This window comes from Allobosea sp. LC85, from assembly GCF_000735605.1.
Lineage (GTDB): Bacteria > Pseudomonadota > Alphaproteobacteria > Rhizobiales > Beijerinckiaceae > Allobosea.
Window position 1 is genome coordinate 58,052 of sequence record NZ_JPKG01000020.1, and the last position, 21,398, is coordinate 79,449.

A 21,398-nucleotide genomic window follows, 5' to 3' on the forward strand; every position below is an offset into this window, starting at 1 on the left:
GGCGGGATGCCCCGGCTCTGGGTTATGACCGGTTCAGCGCGAGGCGGTCCGCTCGAACTGGCGCAGCGCCTGATTGCCACGCTCGACGGCGGCGTCAAGCGCGGCCTTCGGCGTCTTCTGCCCGTTCAGCGCCGCTTCGAGCTCTTCCGACCAGATGTCGCGGATCTGGACCAGGCCGCCGAAACGCAGGCCACGCGAATTCTCGGTCGGCTCCTTGTTGTTGAGCTCGAGCAGCGGCGTCTCGAGATAAGGCTTGTCCTTGTAGAAGCCCGACTCCTTGACCTTGGCATAGGCCGCCTTGGTGATCGGCAGATAGCCGGACTCGGTGTGCAGTTTCACCTGACGGTCGACATTGGAGAGGAAGGTGAAGAACTTGGCGACGCCCTTGTACTCTTCAGCCTTCTTGCCACCCATCACCCAGAGCGAGGCGCCACCGATGATCGAGTTCTGCGGGGCACCCGGCACGTCGGGATAATACGGCATCGGGGCGTTGGCCCAGTCGAACTTGGCGTTGGCTTTGACGTTGCCGAAGAAGCCCGACGAGGTCAGGAAGATCGGGCATTCGCCGGAGGTGAAGCGGCCTTCGCCATTATTGGTGCGGCCGGAATAATCGTAGGTCTTGTCCTTCTGCATCTCGACCAGATTGGTCCAGTGCTTCAGGAAGGCCGGGCTGTTGAAGTTCAGCACCGTGTCGAAGCCGTCGAGGCCGTTGGCCTTGGTCGCCAGCGAAACGTTATGCCAGGCGCCGAACTGCTCGATATTGGCCCAGGTCGCCCAGGCATTCGAGAAGCCGCACTTGTCCCAGCCGGCCGCCTTCAGCTTCTTGGCGGCCTCGAAGACGTCGGGCCAGGTCTTCGGCGGGGCGTCGGGGTTCAGGCCCGCCTTCTTGAAGGCGTCCCGGTTGTACCACATCACCATGCTCGACGAGTTGAACGGCATGGAGAGCATGTCGCCCTTGGCGGTCGAGTAGTAGCCGGTGATCGCCGGCAAATAAGCCTTTGGATCGAAAGTCTCGCCGGCTTCCTTCATCAGTTCGTGGACGGGCTTCACCGCGCCCTTGGCCGACATCATCGTGCCGGTGCCGACTTCGAAGACCTGCAGGATGTGCGGCGCGGTGCCGGCCCGGAAGGCGGCGACGCCGGCATTCAGCGTATCGGGATAGGAGCCCTTATAGGCCGGAACGACCTTGTATTCCTTCTGGGAGGCGTTGAATTCCTCGGCCAGCTTCACGACCACGTCGTTATTGGCGCCGGTCAGCGCATGCCACCACTGGATCTCTGTCTGCGCGACGGCCGGAGCCGCACCGGCCAGCGTCAGCAGCGCAGCCGAAATCATCAAGCGCGATCTGGATGTCATCTATCTCTCCCTTACGGCCCCGCTCGTGCGGGCTGCTCTTGTCGTTGGTGCGCAAGCTAGCATGAAGAACAGGTGACGTTTCAATGACAATCGCACGACATGTGCGCCATGTCTGATCCGCGTCCCTGCACTCTTGCACATTGGCGGCGAAGCGGCTGTTCTCGCTTGCGACCTTCATCGCGACAATTTCACCAACGGACGAACGATCATGCCCGAGCTTGCCCTGACGCCACGGAACACTTTGCCGGCGGACGCCGCAATCGCCGCGCTCGCTGGCCGGGTCTGGCGCCCTGACGTCGCCGGCCCCGCAGTCGTCGTTCTGCGCGGCGATGAACTTGTGGATATCACCGCTGCCTTCGCCACGATGCGCGATCTCTGCGAGACGGCCGATCCCGCCGCAGCCCTGCGCGCCGCCAAGGGCGAGGCGATCGGCACGCTTGCCGACATCCTTGCAAACACGCCGCCCGCGCACCGCGATGCCACGAAGCCCTGGCTGCTCGCGCCGCTCGACCTGCAGGCGGTCAAGGCCGCCGGGGTGACCTTCGCGGTCTCGATGCTGGAGCGCGTGATCGAGGAGAAGGCGCGGGGCAATCCGGCGGCGGCCGCCACGATCCGCGAGGAGATCGGCAAGCTCATCGGCGACGATCTCTCGAAATTGAAGCCCGGCTCACCCGAGGCGATGCATCTCAAGGACGTCCTGATCAAGCAGGGCGCCTGGAGCCAGTATCTCGAGGTCGGCATCGGTCCGGATGCCGAGATTTTCACGAAGGCGCCGCCGATGTCGGCTGTCGGCACCGGCGTCGATGCCGGCCTGCACCCGGCCTCGACCTGGAACAATCCCGAGCCGGAGATCGTGCTGATCGTCGCCTCGACCGGTGTCATCGTCGGAGCAGCGCTCGGCAACGACGTCAATCTGCGCGACGTCGAGGGCCGCTCGGCGCTGCTGCTCGGCAAGGCCAAGGACAACAATGCTGCGGCTGCGGTCGGCCCCTTCATCCGCTTCTTCGATGCCGGCTTCTCGCTCGATCATGTCCGCAGGACGACCGTGACGCTGACGGTCGAGGGCGAGGACGGCTTCAAGCTCGAAGGTTCGTCCTCTATAGCCAAGATCAGCCGCGATCCGGCTGATCTTGCTGCGCAGATGCTCAATCCGAACCATCAGTATCCCGATGGTGCGGCGCTCTATCTCGGCACCATGTTCGCGCCGATCAAGGATCGCGATACGCCGGGCGGCGGCTTCACCCACAAATACGGCGACATCGTCACGATTGCCGCGCCGGAACTGGGAGCGCTCGTCAACTGCATGCGCCGTACCGATGAATGCGAGCCCTGGACCTTCGGCGTCTCGCACCTGATGCGCAATCTGGCGAAGCGCGGGCTTCTGTGAACCAGGGGGCGGTCCTCGTCTTTGGCGAAGCACTCGCCGATCTGGTGCCGGAGGATGAGCACGGCGAGCGCTATCAGTCCGTGTTGGGCGGATCCGGTTTCAACACGGCGCTGGCGCTCGCCCGCTGCGGCGGCGCCGTGGCTTATTGCGCGACGCTGTCGCGCGACATCACGGGCCGGCGCTTCCAGGCCCGGCTCGTGGCGGAGGGGATCGATCAGCGCTTCATTGCGGACAGCGACGCTCCCACGGCACTGGCCGTCGTCGCTCCGCTTGGGGCCGATGGCGGGGCGCGTTATCACTTCCACCTTGCCGATACGGCGCTGGCCGAGCCGCCGCCATTGCCCGGCAGCCTTACGGGCTTTGGTCATCTGCATGTCACCTCGTTCGGAGCGACTATCGGCCCCTCCGGGGACACGGCGTTGGCGCTGCTGCGGCAGGCGCGCTCTGCCGGCCTGAGCACCAGCTACGACCTCAATATCAGGCCGCCGGCGCTGCCGGAGCGGGAGGCGGCGCTTGCCGCTATCGAGCAGCGCATGGCGTTGTCCGACCTCATCCGGCTCAGTACGGACGATGCCGACTGGCTCTATCCCGGCAGCTACGCTGCGCCGCTGCGCTGCTGGTTCGACCGGGGCGTATCGTCGATCCTGCTGACCGAGGGCGGTCGCGGAGCAACGCTCGAACGGGCCGGGGGCAAGATCATTCGCGGCTTCGTTCCCGTTACAGAGCTGGTCGACACGATCGGCGCCGGCGACAGCTTCATCGGCGCATTCCTCGCCTCGCTCGCGCAGGCTGGCGAACTCGGAGCAAGACTGCGCGGGCTGTCGGACGGCGCTGCCGCATCCGCAATGGACTTCGCGGCACAGGTCGCGGCCGAGACCTGCGGCCGGCGCGGCTGCGATCCGCCGCGCCTGACACCCAAGCCGCCCTATGAGTGAGAGGAACGCGCCGATGCGCCTGAGCTATCTCGACTATCACACCTGCGGCGAGCCGGTGCGCATCGTTACGGCCGGATATCCCGAACTGACTGGGGCGACAATTCTCGACAAGCGGCGGCAGGCGCGCGACAGCCACGACCATCTGCGCCGGGCGATGATGCTGGAACCGCGCGGCCATGCCGGCATGTATGGCGTCATCCCGGTCGAGGCGAGCCATCCCGAGGCTGCCTTCGGCGTGCTCTTCACCCATAACGAGGGCTACTCGACGATGTGTGGCCACGCCACCATTGCGCTCGGCCGTTATGCGATCGAGCGCGGCCTGGTGCCGGCGGTCGAGCCCGTCACGCGTTTTGCCATCGAGGCACCCTGCGGCCTGCTTCGACTCGCCTGCGAGGTCGCCGACGGCAAGGTCGGAGAGGTGCGCTTCGAGAGCGTGCCGGCCTTCGCTCATGCCCGCGACCGCGTCGTCGAGGTGCCGGATTTCGGAAGCATCACGACCGACATCGCCTATGGCGGAGCCTTCTACTGCATCCTTCCGGCCTCGCGCTTCGGGCTCGATCTCTTCGAAACCCCGGTCGAGCGGTTGACCGAGGCTGCGGCTGCCCTGACCGATGCTGTGCGGGCCGGCACGCCGATCACGCATCCGACGGAGCCCGATCTCGGCTTTCTCTACGGTACGATCGTGACCGACGAGGCCGGCCCGGGCGAGACCAGCTTCAACCTCTGCATCTTCGCTGAGGGGCAGATCGACCGTTCACCAACCGGCTCGGGCGTGACCGCCCGCATGGCGCTCGACCACGCCAAGGGCTTGGTCGGGATGGGGAGGACACGGAGTTTTCGCAGTATCACGGGCGGCCGTTTCTCGGGGCGTGTCCTCGGGCCCGCTGCCTTTCCCGCCGAGGGAGCGGTCACCGTCGAGGTCGGTGGTCTCAGCTATCTCGCAGGCGAGGGCGCCTTCATCATCGAGGCTGACGATCCGCTCGGACTCGGCTTCGCCTTGCCGGCTCGTTTCGCGGAGATCAGTCACCCGCACGAAAGATGAGAACGATCTGCCGCGGGCTCTTGCGAGGGGCTTCGCTCTTCGCCCTGTCATCGTGCACCCAATTCTGCACGGCGCTGAACACGCTCCCCGCGATGGCGCGGGGAGTGCCGCCGCCCCTTCACGCGACCGCAGAGTGCATTGGCTTTGCCCGCGCAGGATACGAGTAAGGTTTCTCTGTCATGTTGGCCGTGACGCCAAGGATCCGGGCATGACGGTTGGGGACATGAGAGAGGGCAGAAGGCCCGGCTCCGCGCTTGGCGTCGTGCAGGTGTTGGGTCGGCTCGCGGGTTCACCGCTGGTCTGGCTGGCTGCCTTCGTAGCAGCGGTCATCGTCTGCCTGATGCTACCCTTGCGATTGCCGCTGGGCCCCAATTACTGGGACACGAACATCTATCTCGATGCCGCGCAGCGCATCGAGATAGGGCAATTGCCCAATATCGACTTCTTCGCTCCCGTCGGCCCACTCGGCTACTATCTTGTGACCTGGCTCCACGCCTTGTTCCCGCAGGCGCAGCCGATGCTGCTGGCGAACTGGGGCGTATTGCCGGTCGCCTTGCCGATGATGGCGCTGATCGTCGTCCATGTCGGGCAGCGCTCGCGTGGCCAGGCCCTGGCCCTGCTGCTGCCTTTCCTGTTGTTCGCGTCGATGCCGATCAACCTGCACAGCCTGTATCCGATGCCAGGCTTCGATGGCTTCGGGCATTACAACCGCCATATCAGCCTGCTGCTCTACCTGCTCGTGTCGGCACTGCTCTTCGTCGATGCGCGCCGCCTGCAGGTGGGGCTCGTCGTCCTGCTGATGCTCACCCTCTTCCTGGTCAAGGTCACGGGTGCAGTGTCTGGGGCGTTCCTCGTCGGCTATGCGGTTCTGGCCGGGCGGATGCGCCTGCGCGACGCGTCCGTCGCCGCGGTGCTGGTCATTGCCGTGCTTGCCCCGCTCGATTTCGTGACCGGCATCGTGCGCGCCTATGTCGATGACATCCTGATCCTGCTCGGCCTGAACACCGGTGCCTTGCTGCCTCGCTTCCTCACCGTCGCTTCGGTGAAGTTCAACGTCGTCGGGCCGAGCCTGCTGCTGCTTGCCGCCCTGGCCTATGCCGCCTGGCTCGAGGGGAGCAGGCTTACGCTGGTGCAACTGCGCAGGCTCCTGGCCTCGCCGCTTGGGTGGTTCGCCGCGGTTCTCCTGGCGCTGACCCTGTTCGAGACACAGAACACGGGCTCGCTCGAGTTCATCGGCCTCTGGCCCGTCCTCCTGCTGATCCTGATCGAATGGAGTGGTCGCAGTGACCGTCTCGGCAGGATCGTGACGGTGCTGGTCCTCATGGTCACCCTGCCATCCGCCCTGATCTTCGTCGAGCGCGGCGCGCGCGCCGTCATCGGCGCGGTGAACTACAAGGCGCTTGCCGTGCCGGATCTCGGCCCGCTCGGCCGGGTCAGCGTCAAGCCCGACATCGCCGAGCGTGCCGTGGTCATGCTCGAGCACTACGCGGCTCAGCAGGCGGGCTATCGCGATCTCGTCCAGCGCGGCGAACTGCCCTCCTACATCCTCTATTCGGAGATCGACTATCAGGCGACCTGGCTGCTCGAAGTCCAGCAGGGCATCACGGCGATCCGTGCCTGGGAAGCGGCCAACAGGCGCCGGCTAGATAGTCTCTTCACGCTCGATTTCACTGACCCGTTCAACCAGCTGCTCGACCGCAGGCCGCCCAGACACGTGCCGATCGGCGTCGATCCCGGCCGGACCACACCGGAGATCGATCCGCCGACGCTGGAGAGCCTGAATCAGGTCGACGCCATCCTGGTTCCGAAATGCCCTTTGACGACGGCGCGCGATACCATTGCGACGCATTTCTCTGAGGCGCTGAGAGGGCGCCGGCTGGTCGCGCTGGCGCCCTGCTGGGACATGTATCTGAAGGAGTAAGGGAGGCTGCCTCTCACGCAGTCACCCCGCCGGTCTGGCCTGCCTCCCAACCAAGGATGGCGCGTTTGCGCGTCAGGCCCCAGTGATAGCCGGTCAGCGCCCCGGATTTGCCGATGACGCGATGGCAGGGCACGACGAAGGAGATCGGATTCTTGCCGACCGCCATGCCGACCGCCCGCGCCGCCGTTGGCCGGCCGAGATGACAGGCGACATCGCCATAGGTCGTTGCCCGGCCGACCGGGATCTTCAGCAGGGTCTCCCAGACCCGCACCTCGAAATCGGTGCCGATCAGCACGACCCGCAATGGCGTCTCGGCTGTCCAGGCTTTCGGATCGAAGATCCGGCCGGCATAGGGCCGGGTCGAGGCCGGGTCGAAGCGATAATCGGCATGCGGCCAGCGCCGCATCATGTCGGCCAGTGCCTCCGCCCGGCCGCCGACGACCTTGCCGCCATCGACGCTGGTCGAAACCCAGCCGAGCCCGGCAAGCCCACGTTCCGTCACCACGATCAGCGCTTCGCCGAAGGGCGATTCATGGAAGCCGTAGGAGAGGCGCAGGCCCTCGCCGCCGCTCTTCCACTCGCCGGGCGACATCGCCTCATGCGTGACGAAGAGGTCGTGCAATCGGCCGGGGCCCGAGAGCCCGACCTCCAGCGCCGTGTCGAGCACACTGGCCGACGACCCGAGCAGACCCTTGGCATGGTCGAGCGTGATCGCCTGCAGGAAGGCCTTGGGGGTGAGACCGCACCAGCGCCGGAAGAGATGGTGCACGTCAGTCGGGGTCGCGCCGGCAGCCTCCGCGATCGCCTCGATCGTCGGCTGCTCGCGCCAGTTCTCCGTGATGTAGGCCAGGATGCGCCGGACCGTATCGTAGTCGGATCCGGGCGCAACGGCCGGAAAATCCGCCTCGGCCGGCATGGCCTGCGCGGCGCGGGCGAGCACGGCATTGGAGAAGCGGGTCGGTGTCATTGCCGTTTTCATCGGGACCTGAGCGTTCATGGTCGTGAGCCTCGTGTCATGGATCATGACCGGGAATCTAGGGGCGGGAGAATGCCGCCTCCACCCGAAAGCTGGCAAGCTCCGCGGCCTTGCCACGCGATTCGAGCCGCACGCCACCATGTCCCGTCCCGACCAGGAAATCATCGGCCTCTATCAGCGCCATGCCCGGGCCTTCGACGAGGCGCGAGGCAGGATGCTTGTCGAAAGACCCTGGCTTGATCGCTTCCTGCAGCTCCTGCCGGCCAGGGCATCGATTCTCGATATCGGCTGCGGCGCCGCGGAACCGATTGCGCGCTATTTCATCGAGAGTGGCCATGGCGTGACCGGCATCGATGCTTCCGGGCCCCTGGTCGAGCTCTGCAGGCAGCGCTTCCCGACTGATGAATGGCAGGTCGCCGATATGCGCAGGCTTTCGCTCGAACGCCGCTTTGACGGACTGATCGCCTGGGACAGTTTCTTTCATCTCAACCCCGAAGATCAGCGGCTGATGTTCCCCGTCTTCAAAGAGCATGCTGCGCCGAACGCGGCGCTGATGTTCACCAGTGGCCCTCGGCACGGCGAGGCAATCGGCTCCTTCCAGGGTGAGCCGCTCTATCACGGCAGCCTGGCCCCGGCGGAGTACAGGGTCCTGCTCGATGAGAACGGCTTCGACGTGGTGTCCCATATCGCCGAGGATCCGGACTGCGGTGGGCACACAATCTGGCTCGCCCAATCTCGTTGATCGCCACGCGGAACCGGTTTCGGGGGCGCAGCGGAGGGAGACAACCGATGTCGTTACTTCGGGAGGTCCGTTCCCGGCGCTGGATGCCCCTCCAAGTCCGGGTTGACACTGCGTGCCCTTTCCGCCGCTCGCGGCTCACTCCACCTCCGTCAGCAGATTGGCATCACGTGCCAGCCGCCAGCGCCCGTCTGCCTCCTTCTTGAACAGGGTCAGCGTGTAGCCGGCCCGGTGCCGCGATGAGCCTGTGCCCAGAGATGTCGCGGTCATGTCGAGATGGCTGCGGACGAAGGCCCAGTCGCCAAGAACCTTCAGTTCGTGGATCGTGCTGCTGCCTTCAATCTTGAGGTCGCTCATGGTGTCGGACATCGCGGCGAAGGTCGCCTTGCCGAAAGGGGCCTGTCCCGGTGTCATGAAGATGACATCCTCAGTCATCAGCTCCAGCACCGACGCGACGTCGCCCGCCTTGCTGGCGGTGAGCCAATTCTCGATGAGCGCGCGGATCTCACTCTCGTCATCGCTCATGCCGCCTCCTTCATGGGTCGACTCCCCGCGCGGGAAACATGCGTCGCTGGGTGTGTGATGTTGCTGGCCCTCACGCCGCGCTGAAATCCGCACCCTGTCTTGCACTCGCGAGCGCGGCCCCGAGTGCGTCCGCAAACCCCTCCCGCTCCTGCGGCGAGAGCGCGGCAGCCACCGATACGCTGCGGCCGCGCGAGACGAGCGAGAGCCCCATCAGCCCGTAATCCTCGTCTTGTTCCCTCTCGAGTTTTGTCCAGGCTGGATTGGAGCGCCAGATCGCCTCCTTGCCGTGCTGCGAAACCTTGCGCAGCAGGACCTCGAGTGGGGTCACCACGATGCGCTCGAAGGCGCGCGCCGCGTTGAAATTGACCTTGAAGGCGATGAAGAGCGCGAGGATGTCGAGGCCGAAGAAGCCGGCGACGGGCCAGGCGCCCAGGACGACGAAGGGGATCGAGGAGACGATGCTGGCCAGGCAGACGAGCATCATCACGATGCGAAAGCCGTTCCGCCCGAGCGAGCGATGCGGGGTGATGGTCGCGTCGAAGACCGGCCGCTCCGAGATCTGCGTCCGCTCTCCGGCGTCTCCATCGCAATCGTGCTTGCCGATGCTCATCGCGCAATTATAACGCCCGCATGAGCGAACAGAACAGGCCCGCGGGCCGCGCCCAGGGCCTGTCGAAGATCACGACACCGAGACCGCGCAGCGCGGCAGGCATCCGTGAGATCTTTCTGCGCTTCCAGGCAGCCAATCCCGAGCCGAAGGGCGAGCTCGAGGCAACGAACGCCTTCACGCTGCTGGTCGCCGTCGTGCTGTCGGCCCAGGCGACGGATGCCGGAGTCAACAAGGCGACGCGCAAGCTCTTCGAACTGGCCGACACGCCGCAGAAGATGCTGGCGCTCGGCGAGGACAGGGTGCGCGAACTGGTCAAGACGATCGGGCTGTTCCGCACCAAGGCGAAGAATGTGATCCTGCTCAGCGAGAAGCTGATTGCGGAATTCGGTGGCGAGGTACCCGCCGAACGCGCTGCGCTCGAAAGCCTGCCGGGCGTTGGGCGCAAGACCGCCAATGTCGTGCTCAACATTGCCTTCGGCGAGATCACCCACGCCGTCGACACCCATGTCTTCCGCGTTGCCAACCGCCTGCGCATCGCGCCGGGCAGGACCGTGCTCGCAGTCGAGGTGGGATTGGAGAAGGTCGTACCGCCCGAATTCGGCCGCCACGCCCATCATTGGCTGATCCTGCACGGTCGCTATATCTGCAAGGCGCTGCGCCCCGAATGCGGCCGCTGCCTGCTCAACGATCTCTGCGACTCCCCCGACAAACGGGTGGCTTGACGCCTTTCTCGCGATAGGCTGTCGCTCTAAGGCGCTCTCGGGCGGCCAGCGCCAGTCGGTTGCGATAGCGCGCGCGATTTACTTCAACGCCCGGGTCCTGATCATGGACGAGCCGACGGCAGCGCTCGGGCCTGCGGAAACGAAGCAGGTCGCCGACCTCATCCTTGAACTGAAACGTCAGGGGATCGGCATCTTCCTGATCAGTCATGACCTGCACGATGTCTTCGATCTCGCCGACCGGGTCAGCGTGATGAAGAACGGCCGCGTTGTTGGTACCGCACGCACCGGCGACGTGACGCAGGACGAGGTGCTGGCGATGAACATCTCGGGAAAATGTCCTGCGCGCGCCACTCCGGGCCCGGGCGCGCCGCGTGGCCAGGCGTAGCGTTGGCTGGCAGGCATAAGGGCCCGCCGCCTCGCAGCGGCGGGTCAGGAGATCGCGCCGCGTTGCGGCGCGATCAGGCCGTTGCGTGCGGCTCGTGCCGGTAGTCCCAGACAGCCCAGGCCGATACAGCAGCCGTCAGCACGCCGAGGATCGTGTGGGTCCAGAACGCGTTGAAGTTGCCGGTAAAGCCGAGCACCCAGGGAGCTGCCATCAACCAGACGCCGAGCACCAGGTTCACCCATTCCTCCCATTCCCTGAACATCGAGAGCGCCGCGACCGCCACGAGAGCGAGCACGACGCCGATGATCCAGGCGTTGCGGGCAGCCATCATGTCGCCCGTAAAACCCAAGATCCAGGGAGAGATGAACAGGCACGCGGCGAGCAGAAGGTTGCACAAGTCCTGCGGCCGTCTGCCTTCCGTATTCGCGGTCAACATGATCACCTCCATCAGTGACGATCACCCGAACCACCATGCCTAGCGCCCGAAGGCGCTTGGTAAGGGAAAATGTAGTGTTTCCCGCAGAGCTGTTCAAGGTCGCTGGGCCGAAACGAGAATGGCCGGCGCGAGGCCGGCCATGACGTTGCGAGTGCTGTGCGCTGCGAGAGGCTTACTTGGCCACGACTTGACGGCTGCAAGCCGGGCCGCCTCGCTCACCTGGCGTCGAGCAGGTCCTTGACCGAGAGCAGGACGAGTTCGTTGTCATCGGCCTTCTTCGGGTCGCGCGACGAGGAGAAGGGCAGGTTGTTGTCGTTGCCGACGACGATGATGCCGGTGGCGCGATCGACGACATCGACGTTCTCGATGGTGAAGAAGGGGAAAGGCAGCACGCCGTCGATGGCGCCCTGCTTCGCCTTCCCGTCCGGGTCGGCGGTCTTCATCAGGTCGATGAAGCCGATCTTGCGCACCGGTTTGCCGACATTGGCGTCGGTCATCTCGATCTTCACGATCCGCTTGAATTTGGCGAGGTCGTGGAAGCAGTCGGGGCCCTTCTGGCCGGGCGCGCAGGCCTTGTCGGCGGTGCCTTCACCATTGTCGCGCTCGATGATCAACGCCGTGGTGGTATCGATCATGTTGAAATCGCCGATGGCCAGCCCCTTCTGCTCGAGTGGGAAGAACCAGGAGCGCCCGGTCCACTTCTCGCTCTGCACGTCGAATTCGAGGATGCGCAGCACTTCCTTGCCGTCGACCTCCTCATTGCCCTTGGTCTCGGCATTCCAGAGCGGGCCTTCGAGCAACGGGTAAAGGAAGCGCCCATCCGGCGAGGCGGCCATGCCCTCATAGCCCTTGGAGCGGCGCACATTGAACTCGACGGGCAGGTTCGGTGCGCCGGGTGTCGTCACGGCGTAATGGTCGGGCGAGCGCACCGGCTTGCCGTCGACCATGGTCTCGAACACCGCCTCGACCTTGCCGTCGGCGTCGACGCGGATCAGGTAGGGTCCGAATTCCTCAGCGATCCAGAACTTGCCGCCGATCGGCTGGATGGATTCGGGGTCGAAATCGGCGCCGGTCAGATAGCGCTTCTCGGTGCCCTCATGGACGATGCGGAACGGCACCTTCTTGTCGGGATCGTGCAGGAAGGTGGTCGCGAGGCGCTCGATCCTGCCGCCGTTGAAATCGGCCTTGAGGCGATGGAAGAACAGCATCGCGTCCGGCGAGTTCACCTTGGCGCCGAAGCCGTTATCGGTCAGCACCAGGAACTCGCCATTGCCGAGCGAGCGGATGCCGGAGAAGCCCTGCACCGGCTGACCGGCAAATGGCGTGGACAGGCCGGTCGGGCGGCCGCCCGACGTGCCCATCACGGTGCCGACGGCCTCGACGCGCTTGCCGGGCTGGACGAACTTGCCGGAGACCCTGAGGTCGGCCGGCGCATCGGCCGGGGCCGGGACGATGGTGTTGGCCGGCAGGAGCGCATGGCCGACGAGTTTGGCTGGGAACTCCTTCGGCGCGTCCTGCGCACCGGCGAGCATGGTCGAGGACAGCAGCAGGGCTGCGGCGAGGGCAAGGCGCATGGGACACTCCGGCGCGGTGATGAGACCGTGCCGGCTTGGCCGTGCAGCATCTCAGCCCAACGACGGTGCCGTGACGCTTGCGTGACGAAGCGGCAGGCCGCTCAGTACCCCCGTGCCGGATCGACGACATGCTCCAGCGCTTCGCCGGCCTGCAGCCGCCGGATCTGCGCCGCGATCAGCGTCGCGATCGCCTCCGGCTCCGACATCGCGGCATTATGCGGTGTCACGGTCACAGCCGGGTGGCTCCAGAGCGGGGAGTCGGCCGGCAACGGCTCGGTCTCGAACACATCCAGTGTCGCCCCCTTCAGCGTGCCGGAGTCGAGCGCGGAAAGGATATCGGCCTCGACTTGCAAACCGCCGCGGCCGGCATTGATCAGGAACGGCCCCCCGAGTCGTCCACCCTGCGCCAGCCCGCCGAGAAGCTTTGCATTGATGACACCGCGCGTATCCGGCGTCAGCGGCAGCAGGCTGACCAGGATATCGGTGCGGGCGAGGAAAAGGGCCATGCCGTCCTCCCCCGCAAAGGTGGCAAGTCCGTCGACGCGTTTCGGAGAACGGCTCCAGCCAGCGACGTCGAAGCCGAGGATCTGCAGTTTTCGAACCGCGTCGAGCCCAAGCTCGCCGAGCCCCATGACACCGACACGCACCGAGCGGGCCGCCGGCTGGTTGCGGTCGTCTTCCCAGGATTTGGCGAGTTGCTGGCGGTCGTAGCGGCGCTGCTGGCGCAGATGCGTCAGGCAGTGCAGCACGATGTATTCGCTCATGCGCGTCGTCAGGTCAGGATCGACCACGCGCGCGATCGGAACCGGCGGCAGGCGGCTATCGGCGAAGATGTGGTCGACGCCGGCGCCGAGCGAGAAGATCGCCGCGAGATTGGGCAGGCCGGCGAGGCTCCCCTCGGGATGCTTCCAGCTCGCAACGTAATGCACCGCGCGGCGGTCGAAGGGCTCGCCGAGCGTGACGACCGGGAGCTCCGGCAGCAGGGCGGCAAAACGCTCCCGCCAATCCTCGACATGCCAACCGGTCATTGCCAGAAGCAGACTCATGATCCTGAGATCTCCGTGATGCGTTGTGCGATCAGCGGACCGTGTCCGGCCGCATCCTCGCCGAGTGTGTAGGCCCGCTGCAGCCGGGCCTCGGCCGCAGTGAAGCTGGCCTCGTCGCGGGCATGGATGATTGCAAGAGGGCGTTCCGGCCCGACGTCCTGGCCAAGCCCTGCCAGTTCGACAAGCCCGACAGCATGGTCGATCGCGTCCTGCGGCCGCGTCCGCCCGCCGCCGAGTGCCACCACGGCAAGCCCGACGCCGCGCGTGTCGACAGTGCGCACGGCTCCGCTCATTGCCGGATAGGCGGCCCGGACGACCGGGGCAGGTGCGAGATGCTTCGTCGGCTTCTCCAGCAAGTCGGCCGGGCCGCCAAGCGCGGCCACCATCTCGGCGAAACGCTCTGCGGCCGCCCCGCTGCTGAAGGCCGCCTCGATCTTCGCGCGGGCTTCAGCGAGATTATGCGCGAGCTTGCCGAGCAGCAGCATTTCGGCGGCCAGTGCCACGGTCACCTCATGGAAGCGCGGTTCGCGCCGCCGCCCGGTCAGATGGTCTAGCGCGTAAGCGACTTCGAGCGTGTTGCCGGCAGCCGAGGCGAGCGGCTCGGCCATGTCGGTCATCAGCGCTGTTGTCGGCAGGCCTGCACCGTTGGCGACGCCGACGAGCGCTTCCGCTAGGTCATGCGCCTTGTTGAAGTCGGGCAGGAAAGCGCCGGAGCCGAATTTTACGTCCATGGCGAGGCCGTGCAGGCCCGCGGCGAGCTTCTTCGACAGGATCGAGGACACCAGCAGCGGGATCGTCTCGACCGTCGCGGTCACGTCGCGGATGGCATAGAGGCGCTTGTCGGCGGGGGCGAGATTGGCGGTCTGGCCGATGATGGCGCAGCCGGTCTCGCGCACCACCTTGCGGAACAGTGCGATATCCGGCTGCGTCACATATCCGGGCACGGCATCGAGCTTGTCGAGCGTGCCGCCGGTATGACCGAGGCCGCGTCCCGAGATCATCGGCACATAGCCACCGCAGGCCGCGACGACCGCCGCCAGAGGCAGGCTCACCGTGTCGCCGACGCCGCCGGTCGAATGCTTGTCGAGTGCGGGGCCAGCCAGGTCGTCCCAGTTCAGAACGGTGCCGGAATCGCGCATGGCGAGCGTCAGGGCAACGCGTTCCTCGGCGTTCATGTCGCGGAAGAATACGGCCATGGCGAAAGCGGCGGCCTGGCCCTCGCTGACGGAACCGTCGGTCAGCCCGGCGACGATCTGGCGGATATCCTCGCCGGGAAGCGTGCCGCCATCGCGCTTGGCGGCAATGATCTCCTGGGGCAGCCGCATCAATAGGCTCCGTCGATCCGTTCGCCGGCGGTCTTGCCCTCGATGATGTCAACGAGGACCTGATGCAGCCCGCTGGCGCCGATGCGGAAGGTGGAGGGCTTCGCCCAGTCCGGCCCCATCGCCTTGTCGGCCAGTGCGAGATAGGCGCTTGCGTCGGAGAGCGTCTTGATCCCGCCTGAGGGCTTGATGCCGACCGGCCGACCGGCTGATTTGATGACGGTCAGCATGGTCTCGACTGCCGGCAGGCTGGCGGAATGGGCTGTCTTGCCGGTCGAGGTCTTGATGAAGTCGGCTCCGGCCGAGATGGCGAGCTCCGAGGCTCGCTTTACCGCGTCGAGGTCGGGGTACTCTCCGGTTTCAAGGATAACCTTCAGCAGCCTGTCGCCGCACTGGTCCTTGGCGCTCGCCACCATCTCGCGGGCAATGTCGCTGTCGCCATCGAGGAAGGCGCGCCAGGGCAGAACGAGGTCGATCTCATCGGCGCCGTCCCCGAGCGCCTCCGCGACATCGCCGGCAGCCAGCGTGCAATTGCTGCCACCGGCCGGGAAATTGACCACGGTCGCGATCTTCACGGTCGAGTCGCGCAGTGCCTTGCGCGCAATCTCGACGAAGCGCGGCCAGATGCAGATGGCGGCAACGGGGCCCGGCGCCGCGACTGCGCGCGCGCAAAGTTGCAGGGTGCCAGCCTCACTCGCCTGATCCGACAGATCGGTCAGGTCGAGGAGGCTCAGTGCGCGGGCTGCGGCTTCCAGATCGGTCATGCCTAGAGCTCCGCCAGGAAGGAGCGGAACAGGCGGCGCAGACCCGCCGACGCAGCCGCCGCAACGTCGCGGGTCTCGCCGTGGTTTGGCGCACCGCCAAGAATGCCCGCTCCCATATTGGTGATCACCGAGATGCCGGCGACGCGAATGCCGTGCCGGCGCGCGATGATGACCTCCGGCACGGTCGACATGCCGACGAGATCGGCGCCAAGCATCTTCGCCATCCTGATCTCGGCCGGGGTCTCGAAGCTCGGCCCCGAGAACCACATGTAGATGCCTTCGCCCATATTGACGCCCGAAGCAGCCGCCGCCTTTTTCAGGCGCGCCCGCAGATGCGGATCATAGGCATCGACCATCGGCACGAAACGTCCGTCGCCGGTGTCGCCGATCAGTGGGTTGGGCGCGTTGAGATTGATGTGGTCGGTAATCAGGGCGAGGCCGCCGGGGCGCAGGTCCGGCTTCAGCGAGCCCGATGCATTGGTCAGGACCAGCGGCGGTGAGCCGAAGGCGGTCAGCATGCCGATCGGCACGCGCATCACCGCAGGATCTCCGGTTTCGTAGAAATGCGCTCGCCCCTGAAAGATCAGGACCCGCTTGCCATGCAGTGTGCCATAGCAGATCGCGCGGGCATGGCCGGAGACGTGACCTTGCGGGAATCCGGGGATTTCAGCGAATGGAATAATGATCGGGTCGACCACATCGTCGACGATGCGGCCGAGCCCGGTGCCGAGCACGAAGACGCAGTCGATACCGCCGTCGACGCCACGGTCGATCAGCGTTCCCGCTGCCTTGTCGAAACTCGGATCAGCCGCCATTCCATGCCTCGGTATCGGGTTCGGCCTGCGCGCGGATGCGCGCAGCCTTGCGCAAATCAGGCGCGCAAATTGGCCGGTCCGAACGAGGCTGGCAACAGCTCGGCGAGCGAAAACCGGGCACGCACGCCATCGGGACCGGCAATCGCAATCGGCGTTTCCGGGCCCGCGAACTCGCGGATGCGCTGGCGGCAGGCGCCGCAGGGGGTAACCAGTTCCTCGCCATCGCCAAGGACCAGAATAGCATGGATCGCCCGTCCGCCGGCCGCGATCATCGCTGAAATGGCGCCAGCCTCGGCGCAGACCCCGACGGGATAGGAGGCGTTCTCGACATTGCAGCCGGAATGGATCGCACCGTTGTCGTCGAGGATTGCAGCGCCGACCCGGAACTTGGAATAGGGCGCATAGGCCCGAATCTGCGCGCGCTTGGCCGTGGCGAAGAGGGTGTCGAAATTGGGCGTGGGCTCGCTCATCAACGCTCCTTCACATAGGGCTGGCCCGAGGCCTTTGGCGGTACGGCCTTGCCGATAAAACCTGCAAGCAGGATGACGGTGAGAAGATAGGGCAGGGCCTGGATCGCCTGCACGGGAACCTGCCCGATTCCGGGAAGCAGCACGCCCTGAAGCCGGATCGCGATGGCATCGAGCAGCCCGAAGAGCAGGCAGGCTCCCAGCGCCGGCCAGGGGCGCCAATTGGCGAAGATCACGGCGGCGAGCGCGATGAAACCTTTTCCCGCCGTCATTTGCGGCAGGAAGCCGGCCGATTGCGAGACCGCGAGATAGGTGCCGCCCAGTCCGCAAAGCACGCCGCAGATCACCACCGCGCCATAACGCAGGCCGGCGACGGAGATGCCGGCCGTATCGACGGCTGCGGGATTCTCGCCGACAGCACGCAGCCGCAAGCCGAAGCGCGTGCGCTTCAGCACGAAGGCTGTGATCGGAACCGCGAGGATGGCAAGATAGACCGGTGCCCCATGGCCGGAGATGACCTCATCGTACAGAAGGCCGAGGACTGGGATGTGCTCGCGCATTGCCTTGGCGAAGGGCAGGGAGAGGTCGCCGAAGCGCGCCGCCCCTTCGAGCGGCGGCGTCCGTCCCCCCTGCCCATACCAGGCATTGCCGAGGACGACGGTGACACCGGCCGCCAGCATGTTGATGGCGACGCCTGAGACGATCTGGTTGCCGCGCCAGGTGATCGCCGCGAAGCCATGGACGAGCGAGAGCAGGACCGAGGCTAGGATACCGGCGCCGAGCCCCGCCCAGGCGGAGCCGGTCACGAAGGCTGCGGCAGCCGAGGCGAAGGCCGCGACCAGCATCTTCCCTTCCAGTCCGATATCGACCACGCCGGAGCGTTCGGACCATAGTCCCGCGAGCGCTGCACACAGCAGCGGAATCGACAGCCGGATCGTGGAATCGAGGATGACGGCGATAGTGGTGAGCCAGTCCATGGCTAGGCCACCCGGCCGAGTCGAAGGGCGCTCGCGACGAGCTTGCGAAAGAGCCCGTCGAGCGCCCCGGCAAAGAGGATGACCACGCCGCCGATGACCACGACCATGTCGCGGGTGATGGTCGGCTTGTCGAAGGAGAGTTCGGCTCCACCCTGATAGAGCACGCCAAACAGGAAGGCGGAGAGCGCGACGCCGATCGGGTGCCCGCGCCCCATCAACCCGACCGCGATACCGACGAAGCCGTAGCCGGCCGTGAAGTCGATCAGGAGGCGATGTTGCACTCCCATCGCTTCGTTGACGGCGAGCCCGCCGGCCAGGGCGCCGGAGAGCGCCATCGCAACCATGGTCATGCGGGCAGGCGAAATGCCGGCATAGGCGGCGGCACGCGGATTGGCGCCGACGGTGCGGATCGCGTAACCGAGGCGCGAGCGATAGATCAGCGCCCAGATTGCGACGAGCGCGGCAAGCGCGAGCAGGAAGGCCGTGTTGAGAGGGGTCGCCGGTAGCCTGATTCCGAGTGGCGCGAGCAGCTGGTGCATCGGCGTCAGCACGGCGTTCCCGGCGAATTCCGGCGTCTCGGCCTGCATCGAGCCGGGTTTCCCCATCACATTGACGAGCAGATAGACGCTCAATGTCGCCGCCAGGAAATTGAACATGATCGTGGTGATGACGACATGGCTGCCGCGCGTCGCCTGCAGCCAGCCGGGGATGAAACCATAAAGTGCACCCCCTGCTGCTCCCGCCAGGATGGCGAGCGGCACCAGCAGGATGCCGGGCAAGGGCGCGAGCCAGAGGCAGGCCAGCGCGAGGAAGATGCCGGCGATGGTCGCCTGCCCCTCGCCGCCGATGTTGAACAGTCCGGCATGGAAGGCGACGGCGACGGCAAGGCCCGTGAAGATGAAATTGGTGGTGTAGTAGAGCGTGAAGCCCAATCCTTCGATGCTGCCGAGAGCCCCTTTCAGCAGCAGGGCCGTGGCTTCCAATGGGCTCTCGCCAATGCCAAGCACCACCAGTCCGGCGACGAGGAGCGCCGCCGTGACGCTGACTAGCGGAACCAGCCCGGCATCGGCCCAGCGAGGCAAGTCGATCGGCGTGGCGCTCATGCGGCTTCCTGGTTCACACCGGCCATCAGCAGGCCGAGATCGCGCTCATTGGTGGCCTCGGCAGCTCGCTCGCCGGTGATCCGGCCGCCGCACATGGCCAGGATCCGGTCGGACAACGCCATCACCTCCTCGAGCTCGACCGAAACGAGCAGGATCGCCACGCCGGCATCGCGCAGCGCGATCAGGCGGCGATGAATGAACTCGATCGCACCGATATCGACGCCGCGCGTCGGCTGGCCGACCAACAGGACCCTGGGTGCGCGCTCGATCTCGCGGGCAAGCACGATCTTCTGCTGATTGCCGCCCGAGAATTTTGCGGCCTTCAGGGTCGGGTCCGACGGGCGCACGTCATAGGCCGTCATGCCGGCGAGCGCGTGCGCCGCGATCCTGGCTGCCGAGAGGAAGGGGCCTGATCCGAAGGCCGGGTCGTCCTGATAGCCGAGGATGCTGTTCTCGGCCGCGGGAAAGGCGGTGACCAGTCCCATCCTGTGCCGGTCCTCGGGGATATGCATCAGCCCGAGTTCGCGCAGATTGGCGGGCGTGCGGTCGCCGGCGCCGAGGATCTGACCGTCGAGCCTGATGACGCCGCGCGACGGCTGGAGCAGGCCGGCAAGCACCTCGAGCAGCTCGCTCTGGCCATTGCCGGCGACTCCGGCGATGCCGACGATCTCGCCGGCATGCAGCGTCAGGCTGACATCGCTGAGCTTCTCGCAGCCACGCTCGTCGCAGAAGCCGAGGCCGGCGGCCTCCAGAACGGGTGCCCCGCGCCGATGCGCCGTCTTCTCCACCCGAAGCAGCACGCGCCGTCCGACCATCGCCTCGGCAAGTTCGGGAGGCGAGGTCCGGATGGTTTCGACATGCGTAACCATTTCCCCCCGCCGCATCACCGAGACGGTGTCGGTCACGTCCATGATCTCGCGCAATTTGTGGGTGATCAGGATCACCGTCTTGCCCTGCGCCTTCAGCGATCTCAGCAGCGCAAAGAGCTGGTCGGCTTCCGACGGCGTCAGCACGGCGGTGGGTTCGTCGAGGATCAGGATGTCGGCGCCGCGGTAGAGCGCCTTCAGGATCTCGACGCGCTGCTGAAAGCCGACGGAGAGATCGCCCACGATGGCGTCCGGGTCGATGGCGAGACCGTAATCCCGGGAGAGGCGCGCAAGCTCGGTCCGTGCCCTGGCGATCCCGCCCTTGAGAAGCTTGCCGCCTTCCGCGCCGAGCACGACGTTCTCGACGACGCTGAGCGGCTCCACCAGCATGAAATGCTGATGGACCATGCCGATGCCGGCCGTGATCGCATCCGCCGGCCTGCGAATCCGCAAGGGCCGGCCGGCGACCCTGATCTCGCCGGAATCGGCTTCATAGAAACCGTAGAGGATCGACATCAGCGTCGATTTGCCGGCTCCGTTCTCGCCGACGATGCCGTGGATCGAGCCGGCGGTGATGGCAAGCGAGACGTCCTTGTTTGCTTGGACCGGGCCGAACCGCTTGCTGATCGCGATCAATTCGATGGCGGGGGCACTCATGGCACGATCACCATGCCGTCATGGGCCCGCTCATCCGGCAGCGGGCCGTCATGAGCAAGCATGCCCGGACCCATATGGGTCAGCACGATGCGCGGGGTCGCGAGATCGCCGCGCCGTGCCGCGAGCGTCTTGTAGTCGAGATGGTTGGCCAGCGGCCGATCGTAATTGTAGCATTCGACAAGCAGCACATCGGCACCAGCCGCCAAGGGGATCAGCGCATCGTTCCAGGCCGTATCGCCGGAGAAAGCAAAGACCTTGCCGTCGCGTGCCAGTCGATAGGCCTGGCAGGGGCCGGCGCGCTCGTCATGCACCATCGGGAAGGCGGTGATTGCGAATCCGGCCAGCGTCGTCGGCGCTTCCGGCGTCACCTCGACGAAACGGATCGGGAAGCGCCAGGGGTTGGCCGAGGCGCCGGGGAAATCGGCCTCCAGCGCGTGCAGCGCTCGGTGCTCGATACCGGCCGGCCCTGCAATGGTCAGAGGCTCGCTCCGACGCGAGACAAATTGCGCATCGAGGAGGAAGGCCGGCAGCGCGCCGAAATGGTCGCCGTGGAAATGCGTGAACAGCAGGGTCGAGATCGGGTTGCGCGCGATGTCCGCCTTGTTCAGCGCGACCATGCTCGACGAGCCGCAGTCGAGCAGCATGCGCGCGCCGGCAGCCTCGACCAGCAGGCAGGTGTTGAAACGCCCGCCGGATCCGAAGGCGTCGCCGGAGCCAAGGATGGTGATCTTCATCCGGATACGGCCCCGAAGCGCCGCCCTCCCCGAGAGGGA

At 66.1% G+C, this 21,398-nt stretch carries 21 protein-coding genes and 1 pseudogene; 7 read left to right on the forward strand and 15 right to left on the reverse strand.

Annotated features, from left to right (window positions below):
• Positions 1-33 precede the first annotated feature (33 nt).
• Positions 34-1,356 (reverse strand): sn-glycerol-3-phosphate ABC transporter substrate-binding protein UgpB, encoded by a 1,323-nt coding sequence (gene ugpB / locus FG93_RS10280; protein WP_043234194.1) that lies wholly within the window; start codon positions 1,354-1,356, stop codon positions 34-36.
• A 208-nt stretch (positions 1,357-1,564) separates the two neighbouring features.
• Here ugpB and FG93_RS10285 point away from each other — a divergent pair, with 208 nt between their 5' ends.
• From FG93_RS10285 to FG93_RS10300, 4 genes are all read left to right on the forward strand, one after another.
• Complete coding sequence (locus FG93_RS10285; RefSeq protein WP_043234261.1) at positions 1,565-2,743, forward strand: fumarylacetoacetate hydrolase family protein; 1,179 nt, start codon at positions 1,565-1,567, stop codon at positions 2,741-2,743.
• The gene (locus tag FG93_RS10290; RefSeq protein WP_043234195.1) at positions 2,740-3,678 is read left to right on the forward strand and encodes a PfkB family carbohydrate kinase; all 939 of its coding nucleotides are present in this window, start codon (positions 2,740-2,742) and stop codon (positions 3,676-3,678) included. The genes FG93_RS10285 and FG93_RS10290 overlap by 4 nt, the downstream gene beginning before the upstream one ends.
• A 13-nt stretch (positions 3,679-3,691) precedes the next feature.
• Complete coding sequence (locus FG93_RS10295) at positions 3,692-4,720, forward strand: proline racemase family protein (RefSeq protein ID WP_043234263.1); 1,029 nt, start codon at positions 3,692-3,694, stop codon at positions 4,718-4,720.
• Positions 4,721-4,928: 208 nt separating this feature from the next.
• Positions 4,929-6,641 (forward strand): hypothetical protein, encoded by a 1,713-nt coding sequence (locus tag FG93_RS10300; protein ID WP_210165826.1) that lies wholly within the window; start codon positions 4,929-4,931, stop codon positions 6,639-6,641.
• Between the two features lie 13 nt (positions 6,642-6,654).
• On the opposite strand, the gene FG93_RS10305 is transcribed toward FG93_RS10300, so the two are convergent.
• On the reverse strand, positions 6,655-7,557 hold the full coding sequence (locus tag FG93_RS10305; RefSeq protein WP_043234265.1) for a methylated-DNA--[protein]-cysteine S-methyltransferase: 903 nt from the start codon (positions 7,555-7,557) through the stop codon (positions 6,655-6,657).
• A gap of 199 nt (positions 7,558-7,756) precedes the next feature.
• Between FG93_RS10305 and FG93_RS10310 the strand changes: the two genes are divergently transcribed.
• Positions 7,757-8,359 carry a class I SAM-dependent methyltransferase gene (locus FG93_RS10310; protein ID WP_043234196.1) on the forward strand — a complete coding sequence of 201 codons (603 nt, stop codon included), beginning with the start codon at positions 7,757-7,759 and terminating at the stop codon, positions 8,357-8,359.
• Positions 8,360-8,494: 135 nt separating this feature from the next.
• On the opposite strand, the gene FG93_RS10315 is transcribed toward FG93_RS10310, so the two are convergent.
• Positions 8,495-8,881, reverse strand: coding sequence for an SgcJ/EcaC family oxidoreductase (locus FG93_RS10315; protein WP_043234198.1), 387 nt, complete (start codon positions 8,879-8,881; stop codon positions 8,495-8,497).
• 70 nt (positions 8,882-8,951) lie between these two features.
• Entirely contained in the window at positions 8,952-9,491 is a 540-nt protein-coding gene (locus tag FG93_RS10320) for a DUF2244 domain-containing protein (RefSeq protein ID WP_052513596.1), read from the reverse strand.
• A 20-nt stretch (positions 9,492-9,511) separates the two neighbouring features.
• On the opposite strand from FG93_RS10320, the gene nth reads away from it, so the two are divergent.
• Together nth and FG93_RS10330 are read left to right on the forward strand one after the other, a co-directional pair.
• A complete protein-coding gene (gene nth / locus FG93_RS10325; RefSeq protein WP_052513597.1) occupies positions 9,512-10,213 on the forward strand; it encodes an endonuclease III in 702 nt (233 codons plus the stop codon).
• 28 nt (positions 10,214-10,241) lie between these two features.
• A pseudogene (locus FG93_RS10330) lies at positions 10,242-10,598 on the forward strand (ATP-binding cassette domain-containing protein); the annotation flags it as partial.
• 73 nt (positions 10,599-10,671) lie between these two features.
• On the opposite strand, the gene FG93_RS10335 reads toward FG93_RS10330, so the two are convergent.
• The 11 genes from FG93_RS10335 to FG93_RS10385 form a co-directional block, all read right to left on the reverse strand.
• Complete coding sequence (locus FG93_RS10335; RefSeq protein WP_043234271.1) at positions 10,672-11,034, reverse strand: SPW repeat protein; 363 nt, start codon at positions 11,032-11,034, stop codon at positions 10,672-10,674.
• Between the two features lie 215 nt (positions 11,035-11,249).
• Positions 11,250-12,608, reverse strand: a complete 1,359-nt coding sequence (locus tag FG93_RS10340) for an esterase-like activity of phytase family protein (RefSeq protein ID WP_043234200.1) — start codon at positions 12,606-12,608, stop codon at positions 11,250-11,252.
• Positions 12,609-12,709: 101 nt separating this feature from the next.
• Positions 12,710-13,654 carry a glyoxylate/hydroxypyruvate reductase A gene (locus FG93_RS10345; protein ID WP_043234202.1) on the reverse strand — a complete coding sequence of 315 codons (945 nt, stop codon included), beginning with the start codon at positions 13,652-13,654 and terminating at the stop codon, positions 12,710-12,712.
• Positions 13,651-14,979 carry a thymidine phosphorylase gene (gene deoA / locus FG93_RS10350; RefSeq protein ID WP_043234203.1) on the reverse strand — a complete coding sequence of 443 codons (1,329 nt, stop codon included), beginning with the start codon at positions 14,977-14,979 and terminating at the stop codon, positions 13,651-13,653. Before deoA ends, FG93_RS10345 begins: the two co-directional genes overlap by 4 nt.
• Positions 14,979-15,740, reverse strand: a complete 762-nt coding sequence (deoC, locus tag FG93_RS10355) for a deoxyribose-phosphate aldolase (RefSeq protein WP_043234204.1) — start codon at positions 15,738-15,740, stop codon at positions 14,979-14,981. Before deoC ends, deoA begins: the two co-directional genes overlap by 1 nt.
• 2 nt (positions 15,741-15,742) lie before the next feature.
• On the reverse strand, positions 15,743-16,555 hold the full coding sequence (locus tag FG93_RS10360) for a purine-nucleoside phosphorylase (protein ID WP_043234206.1): 813 nt from the start codon (positions 16,553-16,555) through the stop codon (positions 15,743-15,745).
• 56 nt (positions 16,556-16,611) lie between these two features.
• Complete coding sequence (locus FG93_RS10365) at positions 16,612-17,025, reverse strand: cytidine deaminase (protein ID WP_043234207.1); 414 nt, start codon at positions 17,023-17,025, stop codon at positions 16,612-16,614.
• The gene (locus tag FG93_RS10370; protein WP_043234209.1) at positions 17,025-17,999 is read right to left on the reverse strand and encodes an ABC transporter permease; all 975 of its coding nucleotides are present in this window, start codon (positions 17,997-17,999) and stop codon (positions 17,025-17,027) included. Before FG93_RS10370 ends, FG93_RS10365 begins: the two co-directional genes overlap by 1 nt.
• A gap of 2 nt (positions 18,000-18,001) precedes the next feature.
• The gene (locus FG93_RS10375; RefSeq protein WP_043234210.1) at positions 18,002-19,102 is read right to left on the reverse strand and encodes an ABC transporter permease; all 1,101 of its coding nucleotides are present in this window, start codon (positions 19,100-19,102) and stop codon (positions 18,002-18,004) included.
• A complete protein-coding gene (locus FG93_RS10380; protein WP_043234211.1) occupies positions 19,099-20,625 on the reverse strand; it encodes an ABC transporter ATP-binding protein in 1,527 nt (508 codons plus the stop codon). Before FG93_RS10380 ends, FG93_RS10375 begins: the two co-directional genes overlap by 4 nt.
• The gene (locus FG93_RS10385; protein ID WP_043234212.1) at positions 20,622-21,359 is read right to left on the reverse strand and encodes an MBL fold metallo-hydrolase; all 738 of its coding nucleotides are present in this window, start codon (positions 21,357-21,359) and stop codon (positions 20,622-20,624) included. The genes FG93_RS10380 and FG93_RS10385 overlap by 4 nt, the downstream gene beginning before the upstream one ends.
• Positions 21,360-21,398: the final 39 nt, after the last annotated feature.